The organism is Pseudomonas putida (assembly GCA_029953615.1).
Taxonomy (GTDB): domain Bacteria; phylum Pseudomonadota; class Gammaproteobacteria; order Pseudomonadales; family Pseudomonadaceae; genus Aquipseudomonas.
The window spans coordinates 229,599-243,347 of record CP124529.1; the positions used below are offsets into that span (position 1 = coordinate 229,599).

Annotated in this window: 13 protein-coding genes, 1 tRNA gene and 1 pseudogene; 11 read left to right on the forward strand and 4 right to left on the reverse strand. The window is 61.9% G+C overall.

Translation table 11 applies throughout. The features are described from left to right. Positions 1–2: 2 nt before the first annotated feature. The 3 genes from QIY50_01120 to QIY50_01130 all read left to right on the forward strand — a co-directional run bounded on the left by QIY50_01120 (position 3) and on the right by QIY50_01130 (position 4,300). Positions 3–938, forward strand: a complete 936-nt coding sequence (locus QIY50_01120; protein WGV20944.1) for a FecR domain-containing protein — start codon at positions 3–5, stop codon at positions 936–938. 109 nt (positions 939–1,047) lie between these two features. Next, positions 1,048–3,531, forward strand: a complete 2,484-nt coding sequence (locus QIY50_01125) for a TonB-dependent siderophore receptor (protein ID WGV20945.1) — start codon at positions 1,048–1,050, stop codon at positions 3,529–3,531. 250 nt (positions 3,532–3,781) lie between these two features. Beyond that, a complete protein-coding gene (locus QIY50_01130) occupies positions 3,782–4,300 on the forward strand; it encodes a cysteine hydrolase family protein (protein WGV20946.1) in 519 nt (172 codons plus the stop codon). A gap of 164 nt (positions 4,301–4,464) precedes the next feature. Here the strand turns inward: QIY50_01130 and QIY50_01135 are convergent. Beyond that, positions 4,465–4,538: transfer RNA gene (locus tag QIY50_01135), tRNA-Cys, on the reverse strand. Between the two features lie 154 nt (positions 4,539–4,692). Continuing rightward, on the reverse strand, positions 4,693–5,712 hold the full coding sequence (sohB, locus tag QIY50_01140) for a protease SohB (protein ID WGV20947.1): 1,020 nt from the start codon (positions 5,710–5,712) through the stop codon (positions 4,693–4,695). 199 nt (positions 5,713–5,911) lie between these two features. Here sohB and QIY50_01145 point away from each other — a divergent pair, with 199 nt between their 5' ends. The 4 genes from QIY50_01145 (at position 5,912) to QIY50_01160 (ending at position 9,220) form a co-directional block, all read left to right on the forward strand. Beyond that, positions 5,912–6,622 carry a histidine phosphatase family protein gene (locus QIY50_01145; GenBank protein ID WGV20948.1) on the forward strand — a complete coding sequence of 237 codons (711 nt, stop codon included), beginning with the start codon at positions 5,912–5,914 and terminating at the stop codon, positions 6,620–6,622. A 56-nt stretch (positions 6,623–6,678) separates the two neighbouring features. Next, a complete protein-coding gene (locus QIY50_01150; GenBank protein WGV20949.1) occupies positions 6,679–6,996 on the forward strand; it encodes an SCP2 sterol-binding domain-containing protein in 318 nt (105 codons plus the stop codon). A 353-nt stretch (positions 6,997–7,349) separates the two neighbouring features. Then, positions 7,350–8,417: a phosphotransferase family protein gene (locus QIY50_01155; GenBank protein WGV20950.1), complete on the forward strand. Its 1,068-nt coding sequence runs from the start codon at positions 7,350–7,352 to the stop codon at positions 8,415–8,417. A 35-nt stretch (positions 8,418–8,452) separates the two neighbouring features. Continuing rightward, a complete protein-coding gene (locus QIY50_01160; GenBank protein WGV20951.1) occupies positions 8,453–9,220 on the forward strand; it encodes an SDR family oxidoreductase in 768 nt (255 codons plus the stop codon). Here QIY50_01160 and QIY50_01165 read toward each other — a convergent pair whose 3' ends face one another. Together QIY50_01165 and QIY50_01170 are read right to left on the reverse strand one after the other, a co-directional pair. Next, the gene (locus QIY50_01165; GenBank protein ID WGV23131.1) at positions 9,221–10,042 is read right to left on the reverse strand and encodes a class I SAM-dependent methyltransferase; all 822 of its coding nucleotides are present in this window, start codon (positions 10,040–10,042) and stop codon (positions 9,221–9,223) included. Between the two features lie 158 nt (positions 10,043–10,200). Further along, positions 10,201–10,551: a hypothetical protein gene (locus QIY50_01170; GenBank protein WGV20952.1), complete on the reverse strand. Its 351-nt coding sequence runs from the start codon at positions 10,549–10,551 to the stop codon at positions 10,201–10,203. A gap of 113 nt (positions 10,552–10,664) precedes the next feature. Here QIY50_01170 and QIY50_01175 point away from each other — a divergent pair, with 113 nt between their 5' ends. From QIY50_01175 to QIY50_01190, 4 genes and pseudogenes are all read left to right on the forward strand, one after another. Then, complete coding sequence (locus QIY50_01175) at positions 10,665–10,955, forward strand: RcnB family protein (GenBank protein ID WGV20953.1); 291 nt, start codon at positions 10,665–10,667, stop codon at positions 10,953–10,955. 130 nt (positions 10,956–11,085) lie between these two features. Then, on the forward strand, positions 11,086–11,283 hold the full coding sequence (locus tag QIY50_01180; GenBank protein ID WGV20954.1) for a hypothetical protein: 198 nt from the start codon (positions 11,086–11,088) through the stop codon (positions 11,281–11,283). Between the two features lie 70 nt (positions 11,284–11,353). After that, positions 11,354–11,737, forward strand: coding sequence for a bacteriocin (locus QIY50_01185; GenBank protein ID WGV20955.1), 384 nt, complete (start codon positions 11,354–11,356; stop codon positions 11,735–11,737). Positions 11,738–11,874: 137 nt separating this feature from the next. Continuing rightward, positions 11,875–13,705, forward strand: a pseudogene (locus tag QIY50_01190) (SLC13 family permease). Positions 13,706–13,749: the final 44 nt, after the last annotated feature.

A 13,749-nucleotide genomic window follows, 5' to 3' on the forward strand; every position in this document is an offset into this window, starting at 1 on the left:
CATTGGACCTGAAGATACTCGAAGAAGCCGCGACCTGGTACGTACAGTTCAATGAGGGTTATCCTGACGCGGCACAGACCCAGGCCTGGGAGGCATGGCTGGCCGCCAGCCCTGCGCATGCCGAAGCCTGGGCTCGGGTGGAAAAGCTCCAGCGGCAATGGTCGATGGTGCCGCGCCAGGCCGCGCTGTCGGGCCTGGGCGCAGCTCAGGCCCAGCGCCGCGAGGTGCTGAAGATACTAGGCATGCTGCTGGCCGTGGGCGGCGGCGCCTGGCTGGCCACCGAGCAGACATCCCACCGCGCCCTGCTTGCCCAGCAGCGCACCGGCACCAACGAACGACGCTCACTGCGCCTGGAGGACGGCTCGCATCTGGAGCTGAACATCGGCACTGCACTGGATGTGCGTTTCGATGCGCAGGTACGGGTGATCGAACTGTACCAAGGTGAGATCCTGATCAGCACCGCCAGCGACCCCGCCCGACGCCCGTTCATCGTGCACACCCCACACGGCAGCGTGCGTGCGCTGGGCACGCGATTCAGTGTACGGCAGTTGCCGGCGCAGACACGGGTCGGCGTCTTGCAGTCGGCCGTCGAGGTACGCCCCCGGCACCACTTGGACCGCTTACTGCGACTGGACGCCGGGCAACAGACGCACTTCGACAGCGATACGTTCGCCCGCGCCCAACCTTTGCCCGCCGACTCTACAGCTTGGGTCCAGGGCATGCTCAGCGTGAACGACTGGTGTCTGGGCGATTTCATTGATGAGTTGGGCCGCTACCGTCCGGGAGTGCTCCGCTGCGCGCCGGCTATTCGAGGCATGAGAATTTCCGGGGCGTTCCGAATCGACGACACCGACATCGCGCTAGCGAACCTGCCGAAAACCCTGCCGGTGAAAGTGCACTACCTGAGCCGCTACTGGGTCAGGGTGGAGCCTGCGTGAGGTTTGCGGGAAAAAAATTCCCGTAATCTTGCTGATTTCGATTCTCGTCCGTCCATGACACAAGCCGCGACAAAAGCGGCATTCCGTCATGACACGCAAGGATCACTCAATGCCCGCTCCCTACTCCATCGCCCGACTGCGCCATGCCATCCGCCGGGTCGCCTTAGGCGTGGCCCTCACCGCCGTGCCCTGCGCCCTGCTCGCGCCGGCTCACGCCATGGCTGAAAGCCAGAAAACCTATCACGTCGCCGCCGGGCCTCTGGGCGACGCCATCACCCAATTCGGTGTGCAGGCTGGCGTAACGATTTCGTTCGACACCGAGCAGACCCGGCAACTGACCACAACCGGGCTAGATGGTAACTACAGCGTCGAGGAAGGTTTGCTGCGTTTGCTTGCCAACAGCAGGCTTCAAGCACAGCGTCTAGACAACGGAGGCTATGTGCTGGTCCCGGCTGATAACGGCGCGGCGATGGAGTTGGGACCGTTGACGATCGAAGCCAACCGCGTCGATGCCACCAGCGAGGGCACACAGTCCTATGCGGCGCGCGCAGTGACCATCGGCAAAGGCGTGCATACCCTCAAGGAAACCCCGCAGTCTGTCACGGTCATGACCCGCAAGATGCTCAACGACCAGAACCTCAACACGCTTGAGCAGGTGCTGGACAAGACGCCCGGGATCACCATCTATGACTCGCCCATGGGCGGTAAGTATTTCTACTCCCGCGGTTTCAATCTGGATGGCCAGTACCAGTACGATGGTGTGCCGCTAGATGTGGGCGGCAACTACGTGCAGGCCAACAGTTTCTCAAGCGACATGGCCTTTTACGACCGAGTAGAGGTCCTCAAGGGCGCAGCCGGGATGATGAAGGGCTCCGGCTCATCAGCTGGCGGCGTCAACTTCGTGCGAAAGCGTGGCCAGAACAAGGGCCACACCAGCGTGACTCTTTCCGCTGGCAGCTGGGACAATTACCGCAGCCAGGTGGATGTGGGCGGGCCGCTGAATGACACGGGCACCGTGCGCGGCCGTGCCGTGGCGGCGCTACAGGACAAGCAGTATTTCTACGACAGTTCCGATCGCCAGGATCGTGTCGCCTACGGCGCCATCGATTGGGATGTGACGCCCGACACCACCTTGGGCTTCGGCATGGCCTACGAGGATGTCGACGCCTCACCTTGCTATCACGGCCTGCCGCGCTATGCCGATGGCAGCGACCTGAAGCTGTCCCGCTCAACATGCCTGGGCGCCAGCTGGAACGACCTGCAAAGCGAGCGCATCACCGGCTTCGCCGACCTCAAGCACCGCTTTAACGATGACTGGTCGCTGAACTTCGCGTCGGTCTATACCCATAACAACCAGAACATCGAGTACGGATACTCAGAAGGTTCGGTGCCGGTAGGCGCCACCAACGGAACGATGGGGCGTTATTCCGGGCGCTTCGATTACGACCAGACCGACTACGGCTTCGATAGTTACATCGATGGCAAGTTCGAGGCGTTCGGCCTTGAGCACGAACTGATCGTCGGAGCCAACGCCAGCCGCCAAAAGAACCATGACTACTTCGCGCTACTGGGCTTGAGCGGCACACAAAACCCCTTCGACCCTTCGGATAACTTCCCGCGCCCGACCAAGGCCGACTACCAGACCAGTACCATCCGCGGCGGCCCGTTTCCTACCGACTCCACCACTACCCAGTGGGGCACCTATGCCAACCTGCGCCTGAAACTGGCCGAGCCCCTCACCCTGGTGCTGGGTACCCGCGTCAGTTGGTACCGCAACGACCGCGACTCTTATACCCAGCGCTGGGATACCTGGGAGCATATCCGTAGTAAGGAAAACGGCGAAGTCACGCCGTTTGGCGCTGTGCTCTACGACCTGGACGATCAGTGGACCGCCTACGCCAGCTACGCGCAAATCTTCCAGCCGCAAGGCAACCTGACCACCGCCGATGGTACATCCCTGCAGCCCAAGACCGGCGGCAGTTATGAGCTGGGTATCAAGGGCGAACTGCTCGATGGCAACCTCAATACGTCGTTCAATCTGTTCCGTACCATTGAAGATCACCGTGCTGAAACCGACTATGAGAATGTCTGTGCCGGCTCCAGTGACGGCTATTGCTACACCGACAGCGGCAAGGTGCGTGCCCAAGGCTTTGAGGCCGAGATCAGCGGCTCGCCGATCGACCGTCTGCAAGTGCTGGCCGGCTACACCTATACCCAGACCAAGTACCTCAAGACCATCAACGACACCGACCCGACCGAGCTGACGTTTACCTCCAGTTTCATCCCGCGGCACATGCTCAAGGTCTGGGGTGACTACCAGCTCGATGGCGCGCTGGACCGCTGGACGCTTGGTGCCGGGGTGAGCAGCCAGAGCGACAACTTCCGCCGTCAGGGCGCCATCCGCATAGAGCAGCCGGGCTACACGCTGTTCAGCGGTCGTGTGCAATATCGTATCGACCAGCACTGGAGCGTTGCGGTCAATGGCAACAACCTGTTCGACAAGAAGTACTACAGCACCATCGGGGCTACCGGTTGGGGCAACTACTACGGCGAACCACGCAACTTTATGCTTACCCTCAACGGCAGTTTCTAACGGGTGAAGTCAGGCGCAGGTCTTGCGAGGTCTGCGCCTGACGCGCGCTTGTCAGCTCGCTGTGATATTGCTAGTGTCGATCCATGACTACCTATCTCTTCACCTCGACGACCACAACCACGACCGCTGAAAGCGGAGCGTGTGAGGTCTCGTGAGCCAGTAGCAGACGAACTTCATAGGCCCGCCAGCGATGGACAGGGCCTTTTTTTTCGCCCTTGTGTCGCTTGTTGAAACGCAAGGAAATGCACGTATGTACGCTTTATTGATACTCGATGTCCAAGTCGGGCTTGTTCACGGCCCGGAAAAACCATGGCGCTGCGAAGCGTTGCTGGAAACGCTGAATACCTTGATGGACAAGGCACGCACAGCAGGCGCTCCGATTTTTCTCGCGCGCCACATCGGGCCCGCTGGATCGCCAATCGAACCAGGCAGCCCCCTCACGATGATTGCACAGGAACTGAAGCTGCTAGGTGGAGAAGTAGTGTTCGAAAAACGGCGGCCCAATGCCTTTGCAATGACTGACCTAGCCGACAGCTTGCGCGCTTGTGGCACTACCGGTGTGGTAGTCACCGGGATGAAAACTCAATATTGCGTCGACAGCACCTGCCGTGCTGCGCGCGATCTTGGCTTCGATGCGGTACTCATCGCCGAAGGCCATACCTGCTCAGACACACCAGTGATGAAAGCCAAGGACATCGTCGCTCATCACAATGCAACGCTTGACGGGCCATTCTGCCAACTAGTACGGGCTGAGGATTGGGGCTTCTAGCGGAGTCCGAAAGTGCGGGATGCGCATGAATTTCCTAGGAACGCCACCCGTTCACCGGTCATCTCGCGCTGGGACAACTGTTGACTATCCGAGATGGACTCCGATGGCTTTCTGCCCCACAAAGAAAAACCCCGCAGACGTTAATCTGCGGGGTTTTCGAATGGTGGAGGCCGAGGTCGGAATCGAACCGGCGTAGACGGATTTGCAATCCGGAGCATAACCACTTTGCTACTCGGCCTCAAAGGTCGGATCTAGCAGCTTTCGCTTCGCTATCTCCTTGAAACGCTGAACCTTTTTCAAAGTTTGCTGCGTTTCGATGGGCGCCATTATGTCTTCATTCCTTTAACCTTGCAACCCCCTGATCAAAAAAAAATTTCAACAGGTTCAAGGTGTTAGCGCAGGCGGCCGAGTTTACTCCACAAGCCCACCACGGTGTTCTCCACCGTGCCACTGGCAGCCATGCCGATTCGCTCCTGCAGGCTCTTGCGTTCGGCGTAGTGCAGGTGGAACAGGTTGGCATTGCGCGCGCGCTCGCTGAGGTACTCGTCGCTGGTCTGCAACTCGTCCACCAGCTTGCGGTTGAGTGCCGCGACACCCAGCCAGACTTCGCCGGTGGCCACTTCGTCGATGTGCAACTGTGGACGATAGCGGGCAACGAAGTCCTTGAACAGCTGGTGGGTGATGTCCAGGTCTTCCTGGAACTTCTCCCGGCCCTTCTCGGTGTTCTCGCCGAACACGGTCAGGGTGCGCTTGTATTCACCGGCGGTCAGCACTTCGAAATCGATGTCGTGCTTCTTCAGCAGGCGGTTGACGTTGGGCAGCTGCGCCACCACGCCGATGGAACCCAATACGGCGAACGGTGCACTGACGATCTTCTCGCCGATGCAGGCCATCATGTAACCACCGCTGGCGGCCACCTTGTCAATACACACGGTCAACGGGATGCCGGCCTGGCGAATGCGCGCCAGTTGCGATGCGGCCAGGCCGTAGCTGTGGACCAGGCCGCCACCGCTTTCCAGGCGCAGCACCACTTCGTCACGCGGGGTGGCGAGGGTCAGCAGCGCGGTGATTTCGTTGCGCAGGCTTTCAGTGGCAGAGGCTTTTATGTCGCCATCGAAGTCCAGCACGAAGACCCGACCTTTTTCCTCGGCCTTGCCCTTCTTCTGCCGCTTTTCCGCCTTGGCCTGCTGCTTGCGCAAAGCCTTGAGCTGGGCCTTGTCGAGCAGGCCGGACTCCAGGCGCTCGCGCAGGTCCTTGTAGAACTCGTTCAGGCGGGTGACCTGCAATTGCCCACCCGATTTGCGCCGCCCCTTGCCGCGCAGCCCGGCGATGGCCGACAGCACTATCAGAATGGCGATGACCAGGGTGGCGGTTTTGGCGAGAAAGCTTGCGTATTCAGCAAGAAACTCCACGTTGACTCCTTAAAGACCTGCGCCACTACGGCGCGTAACTGTAGCAAGCATACCGTTGCGCCTGAGGCGCTGCCAGCCGCTGTAAACGCCGGCAACACCTTTCAAACAACCTTTTCAAACGCTTGTATGTTTTTTCGTTGACAGCCCGTGTGCCGCATCCTAACCTCGCAGCAACCTCCACAACAGGCCGGAACCTTTCGTGGGCAACCTCTACCTGATCCGACATGGCCAAGCCTCCTTCGGCGCCGATGACTATGACGTCCTGTCGCCTGTGGGCGAACGCCAGAGCCAGGCCCTGGGTGAGCACCTGGCCCAGCTGGGCGTGCGCCTGGATCGCTGCGTAGCGGGCGACCTGCGCCGCCAGCAGGATACCGCGCGCCTGGCGCTGCACGCACTGCAGGCCAATGGCTGCGCGGTGCCCGCAATTGAGACCGACGCAGCGTTCAACGAGTTCGATGCCGACGGTGTGATCCGCGCCCTGTTGCCCGGCCTGCTGCCGCAAGAGCCCGACGCCCTGCACATCCTGCGCAATGGCGCGCAGCACCGCAGCGAGTTCCAGCGCCTGTTCGCCCTGATGGTGCAGCGCTGGCACGATGGCGAACATGCCGACGATGGCCTGGAGACCTGGCAGGCGTTCACCAGCCGCGTGCATGGCGGCCTGCAGCGCGTACTCGATGCCGCCGGTAGCGGTGACAATATCGCCATCTTCACCTCGGGTGGCACCATTGCCGCCCTGCTCCACCTGGTTACCCGTATTACCCCCGGTCAGGCGTTCGCGCTGAACTGGCAAATCATCAACACGTCGCTCAGCCAGCTGAAGTTCCGCGGCCGCGACGTGGCACTGGCTTCCTTCAACAGCCAGGCCCATGTGCAGCTGTTGAGGGCGCCGGAGCTTGTCACCTATCGATGAGCCCGGCTTGTTGTGTCCCTGCGGGGACGTGTAAATCACTCTATAAGGAATGCGCCATGACCTCCGTAGCTGATGCCGTCAAAAAGATGCAAGAGAAGTTCAACCCATCCGCTGCCGCCGGCCTGGACCTGGTGTTCGGCTTCAACATCACCGACGAAGGCAAGCACTACGCGCTGATCGTCAAGGACGGCACCTGCGACCTGCAGGAAGGCGAGAACCCGGATGCCAACTGCACCCTGGTGATGGACAGTGAAACCCTGAAGGGTATCGTCAGCGGCGAAACCGACGGCATGCAGGCGTTCATGGGCGGCAAGCTGCGCGTCGAAGGCGACATGATGCTGTCGATGAAGCTCAGCGAGCTGTTCCCGTCCTGAGGGCAGGAAATAGCACTGATCGAAAAACCGAAGCCTGACCGGCTTCGGTTTTTTTTTTGCCTGGCTGCTTCAGATCGAACGCTGATCACTGTGGGAGCGGGCAAGCCCGCGAAACAGGCACCGCGATGGATGGCACGGGCGTCGCCCGTGTTCGCGGGCGCGCCCGCTCCCACAAGGACAGCGCAAGGTTTCAAGATTTGGGCACTCATGAAATGCCGGGCACGTTTGGGGTTATCAAGGCAATTGATCAGGCAGCAACACCCTCGCCTATATGGCACCTGGCACGCTTGTTCCAACATCGCCAGCGCATTAGATTAGCCAATAGTCCTTGCGATCGAGAATAAGGAAAACGCATGACGCTCACCGACCAGCCCACCCAGGTACGCCACGGCGAAGAACTCGACGCGGCAGTGATCGACCCTTACCTCAAGGCCCACATCCCCGGCCTGGATGGCCTGCCGAGCATCAGCCAGTTCCCAGGCGGCGCCTCCAACCTTACCTACCTGGTCAGCTACCCGGGCCGCGACTTCGTGCTGCGCCGCCCGCCGTTCGGGCAAAAGGCCAAATCGGCCCACGACATGGGCCGCGAGTTTCGCATCCTCAACCAGCTGAACAGTGGCTTCCCCTACTGCCCCAAGGCCTACGTGCACTGCACCGACAGCAGCCTGATCGGCGGCGAGTTCTACGTGATGGACCGGGTCAAGGGCATCATCCTGCGCTCTGACATCCCGGCCGAACTGGACCTCGACGCCAACCGCACCGAGGCCCTGTGCAAGAGCTTCATCGACCGCCTGGTGGAGCTGCACCAGGTGGACTACAACGCCTGCGGCCTGGCCGACCTGGGCAAACCGCAAGGCTATGTGCAGCGCCAGATCGAGGGCTGGACCAGCCGCTATGAAAAGGCCCTGACCCCCGACGCCCCGCGCTGGGAACAGGTGACCGCGTGGCTGCACGAGAAAATGCCCGCCGACCACCCACGGCCCGCCATCGTGCATAACGACTACCGTTTCGACAACGTTATCCTCGATGCCGACAACCCTATGCGCATCATCGGTGTGCTGGACTGGGAAATGACCACCCTCGGCGACCCACTGATGGACCTGGGCAACAGCCTCGCCTACTGGATCGAGGCTGACGACCCCGCGCCGGTGCAGCTGATGCGTCGCCAGCCGAGCAACGCCCCGGGCATGCTCAGCCGCCGCCAGTTCGTCGATTACTATGCCGAGCGCGCCGGCATCCGCCTGGACAACTTCGATTACTACTATTGCTATGGCCTGTTCCGCTTGGCCGGTATCGTCCAGCAGATCTACTACCGCTATTACCACGGCCAGACCCAGGACAAGCGCTTCGCCCAGTTCATCCACATGAACCGCTTGCTGGAGCAGATGACCTTGCAGGTCATCGCCAAGTCCAGCCTCTGAGTACGACCTCGACGACGGATAACAAGGAAACCAGCATGTCCAAGACCCACCTGTTCGACCTCGACGGCAAGATTGCCTTCGTCTCCGGCGCCAGCCGTGGCATCGGCGAGGCCATCGCCCACCTGTTGGCCCAGCAAGGCGCTCATGTGATCGTGTCCAGCCGCAAGCTCGACGGTTGCCAGCAGGTGGCCGATGCGATCATCGCCGCCGGTGGCAAGGCTACGGCGGTAGCCTGCCACATCGGTGAACTGGCGCAGATCCAGCAAGTGTTCGCCGGCATTCGCGAGCAGTTCGGGCGGCTGGACATCCTGGTCAACAACGCCGCCACCAACCCGCAGTTCTGCAACGTACTGGATACCGACCCGGGTGCTTTCCAGAAAACCGTGGACGTGAACATCCGTGGCTACTTCTTCATGTCGGTAGAGGCCGGCAAGCTGATGCGTGAGCAGGGTGGCGGCAGCATCATCAACGTGGCGTCGATCAACGGGGTTTCGCCCGGTCTGTTCCAGGGCATCTATTCGGTGACCAAGGCGGCGGTCATCAACATGACCAAGGTCTTCGCCAAGGAATGCGCGCCGTTCGGTATCCGCTGCAACGCCCTGCTGCCGGGCCTGACCGATACCAAGTTCGCCTCGGCACTGGTGAAGAACGACGCCATCCTCAACGCCGCGTTGCAGCAGATCCCGCTCAAGCGCGTGGCCGACCCCAAGGAAATGGCCGGCGCCGTGTTGTACCTGGCCAGCGATGCCTCCAGCTACACCACCGGGACCGCGCTCAATGTTGACGGCGGCTACCTGTCCTGATCAGGCTTTTACTGCCACCAGCGTGTAACTCAGGGGCAGGCGCGCTGGCTGTTCGCGCAGGCGATATTCACCGTCGTCGCCCTTGACCATCTGCCCCGGTAGCGCCTCCCAGGGAATGCTCTGGTGCTCCACCAGGGCGGTCAACTGCAGGCCGTGGGCGAGCAAGGCACTTATCACCTCGCCCAGGCCGTGGTTCCACTCGTGGGTTTCGGTGTGGGAAAGACGCTGCTCGGTTTCGACGTAGGTCTGGTCGTTGTGCCAAACCGTCGGCGCTTCGTGCTCGAAATACGGGTATTCAAGTTGCAGGCGGTCCTGATGGTCTTCATTGACCGCCATCAGCATCGGGTGGCCGTCGCGCAGGAACAGCCGCCCGCCCGGTTTCAGCAGGGCCGCGACAATACGCGCCCACGGCTCGATACGGGGCAGCCAGCAGAGCGCGCCGATGCCGGTGTAGACCAGGTCGAACGTGCCGGCCGGCAGCACCTTGTCGGCGGCGTATACGTCGGACTCGACATACGCGATGGGTGCCGCACAGCGCTGGGCCAACGTACGTGCCTCGGCCAGCGAAGCCGCGGAATAGTCCAGGCCACAGACCTTGGCGCCAAGGCGCGCCAGCGAGAGGGTATCAGTGCCGATGTGGCACTGCAGGTGGACGGCGTTGAGCCCGTCGATATTGCCAAGCAAGGGCAGGTCGAAGCGTACGGTTTCGGAAAGGTGTTCGGGATGCTGGACGAGCCGTTCGACTTCGTAGTCCTTGGAAGCAGCATGCAGCGGGGCACGTTCATCCCAGCTGGCGCGGTTGAGTTGCAGTGAGCGGTCCATGGCGTCTTCCTTGATTCGGTAGGGGCTCATGCTAGCCCCCACCATCTCCCTGCGACACAACAGCCTTGCTAAAAATTGTAATGCTGGTGCGCTCCCACCCGCTCCCACAGAGCCCCTGCCAAGTCAGAAGTCAGCCAGCCATGTGCAGTCGCCAACCGTTACAGGCAGGTCGCCGCTGCCGCCCGGCGCTGCAGCGCCACGCCGTCGCTTTTCTGCGCGTAATAATCCACCCGCGTCCCACCGGCCTGCGGGTACACGTCCACGAACGCCTCCGCCTCACGGGTATACACCGTGAACCCACCCTGTTTGCGTGGTTCCAGATAACCACTGGCGTCATCGCCGAACACCTTCTCTTCCTGCCAGCTGAACTGGATGCACTGGGCCACGAGTTCAGGCGCCTTGTGCGAGTCGAGCTGCGCAGTCGGCTTGCCGCCGCGGGCCGTTTCCATGGTCGCAGAAGCACAACCGACCAGCATCAGCGCCGCGGCCATCGGCAGAATCGCACGCATGTTCCATCCTCAGGGTAAAAAGAACGCGACTCTAGCACTGGCAAGCATCGCGAGTGAATTGTCGCGCGCAGGCGGCTGTCGCAGATAAGGCATTCCGTCACAAGGAGATCGTCATGAAACTGCACTACCTGCTGTTCGCTGCCCTTCCCTGCCTGCCCCTGGCTGCCACCGCAGCGCCCTCCAGCGAAGAAAGCATCACCGCGCCAGAAACCCACAACCGCGAGCTCAAGGTCGGCGACAAGGCACCTGACCAGTACAAGCGCGAGGACCAGGCAATCAAGGACTGGAAAGCCAAGGGCCTGCCCGCGCCGGAAAAGGAAAGCCACTGGGTAAACATGGGAGGGCGGTACGTGCTGGTGCAGATCACTAACGGTGTGGTGCTGGCGATTCAGCCAACCCACTGATTCTGCGTTTCTCACCCCCGCCGCCCATCGCTGGCACGACAAATTTTTGCCTGCCAGCGAAACCAAATGGATCCTTTCCAGTCTCAGAAGGTGTGCCGTAAACCTTTGCGGATCAAGGACCTATATCGTGATGACCCGTCTTGCAAGCCTTTCGCTGATTGCCGTAGTCCTGCTGACCGCAGGGTGCCATAGCCATCGCTACCATGACGACGACGATGGCTGGCGTGACCGTGACCGTGATCGTGACCATCGCCACCACCATCGGCATGACCGCGACGACGATGATGATGACTATCGTCGTTACCGCGGTGACCGCTACTACCGCTGAAGCGTCTTTCCAACCCTGAGCCGCCCGTTGCGCGGCAACTTAACCTGATGATTCCTTTGAGGTTCGTATCATGCGTCTGACTCTGCCTTCCCTTGCCCTCGGCCTGCTGCTGTGCCAGGGCGCTTTCGCCGGTGACGGTACCGCCGCCATTGGCGGTGGCCTGGGTGGTGTTCTGGGTAACGTTGTCGGTCAACAGATCGGCGGCAAAACGGGGGCGGCCATCGGCGCCGGCCTCGGCGGCGCAGCCGGTAGTGCGGTAGGTGCACGCAAAGGCAACCGTACCGAAGCTGCCATCGGCGGTGGCCTGGGCTCGGCCGGTGGTTCGCTGCTTGGCGGTGCGGTGGGCGGCAAGACCGGCTCCACTGTCGGTGCCGGCCTGGGTGGCGCGGCCGGTGGTGCCATCGGCAACCACCTGGGTGACAACAACGGCAAGCACCGTCGTCACCGTCACTGATCCCGATGACCAAGGGGCCGCCATGCGGCCCCTTTTGTTTTGCAAACCCTGCAGTACGTCAACACCCCCTTCACCACACTCCGGCACACTGGCTGCTACTGTCTATCGTGCCCCGTGTGAAGGAACACCCCCTCCCCATGAACCAAGAGCTGCTCCTGGGTCCTCGGCCTGCTGGCCATCGTCGTCGCCCTGTTCGTCATCAACCGCCCACGCATGGATGTGGTTGCGCTGCTGGTGATCCTCGCCCTGCCGCTGTCGGGTATCCTCACCGTGGAACAGGCGCTAGCCGGCTTCAGTGACCCCAACGTAGTGCTGATCGCCGCCCTGTTCGTGATCGGTGAAGGCCTGGTGCGCACCGGCATTGCCTACCGCATCGGCGAATGGATGAGCGAGCGGGCCGGCAACAGCGAGGCGCGCCTGCTGGTGCTGCTGATGGTGGCCGTGGCGGGGCTGGGTTCGATGATGAGCTCCACCGGTGTGGTGGCCATTTTCATTCCGGTGGTGCTGAGCATCGCCGCGCGCCTGCAGCTTTCGCCCAGCCGCCTGATGATGCCGCTGGCTTTCGCCGGCCTGATCAGCGGCATGCTCAGCCTGGTGGCCACACCGCCCAACGTGGTGGTACACAGCGAACTGGTGCGCCACGGCGAAGCGGGCTTCAGCTTCTTCAGCTTCACCCCGTTTGGCCTGGTGGTGCTGGTGCTGGGCATCGGCTACATGCTGCTGACCCGGCACTGGCTGAATGGCGAAGTGCGCAAGGACGGCCGCGTGGAAAGCCGCCGCACCCTGCTGGACCTGGTGCTTGACTACAAGCTCAACGGCCGGGAACGGCGCCTGCGCATCCGCCCCCATTCACCACTGATCGGCCACACCCTCGGCGAGCTGGAGCTGCGCACCCGGCATGGCGCCAACGTGATCGGCATCGAGCGCCAGCACAAGTTCACCACGCGGGTGATCGCCGCCGACTCCAGCACCGTGCTGCACCAGGGCGACGTGCTGCTGCTCGACCTGTTCGCCAACCACGACGACCTGCGCAGCCTGTGCCAGACCATGCTACTGGAGCCACTGCACTTCAAGGCTGCCTACTTCATCGACCAGTCCCAGGAACTGGGCATGGCCGAGGTTATGCTGCCACCAGGCTCGAAACTGCTTGGCAAGAGCATCCTCGAACTGGCCTTCCGCACGCGCTTCGACCTCAACGTGGTCGGCTTGCGCCGCGAGCAGGCGGCGATCGAAGCACAACTGGTGGAAGAAAAGCTGCGCCTGGGCGACACCCTGCTGGTAGTCGGGCCATGGAAAGCCGTGCGCCAGTTGCAAAGCAAACCCAAGGACTTCCTGGTACTGAGCCTGCCCGCGGAAATCGACCTGGTCGCGCCCGCCCGCACCCGCGCACCACAGGCATTGCTGAGCCTGGCAGTGATGGTCGGACTGATGGTCAGCGGCGTAGTGCCCAACGTCATTGCCGCACTGATCGGCTGCCTGCTGATGGGCGCAGGCCGCTGCATCGACATGAACAGCGCCTACCGGGCCATCCACTGGCAAAGCCTGGTACTGATCGTCGGCATGCTCCCCTTTGCCCAGGCACTGCAGAAAACCGGAGGCATCGACCTGGCGGTGGGCGGCCTGGTCAGCGTACTGGGCGGTGCCGGCCCCAGCGCTATTCTGGCCTGCCTGTTCGCGGTTACGGCGGTGATCGGCCTATTCATCTCCAACACCGCCACCGCGGTACTGATGGCGCCCGTGGCCGTCAGCACCGCCGCGCAGCTGGGCATGTCGCCCTACCCGTTCGCCATGACCGTGGCGCTGGCCGCCTCGGCGGCGTTCATGACGCCGGTGTCATCGCCGGTCAATACGCTGGTACTGGGCCCGGGGCAATACCGCTTCGCCGACTTCGTCAAAGTTGGCGTGCCGTTTACCGTGCTGGTGATGCTGGTGACCGTGGTGATGGTGCCGTGGTTCTTCGGCTTGTGAGGTAACTGGCAACGAATGAAGGCAATTTGGCATTATCTCGACCA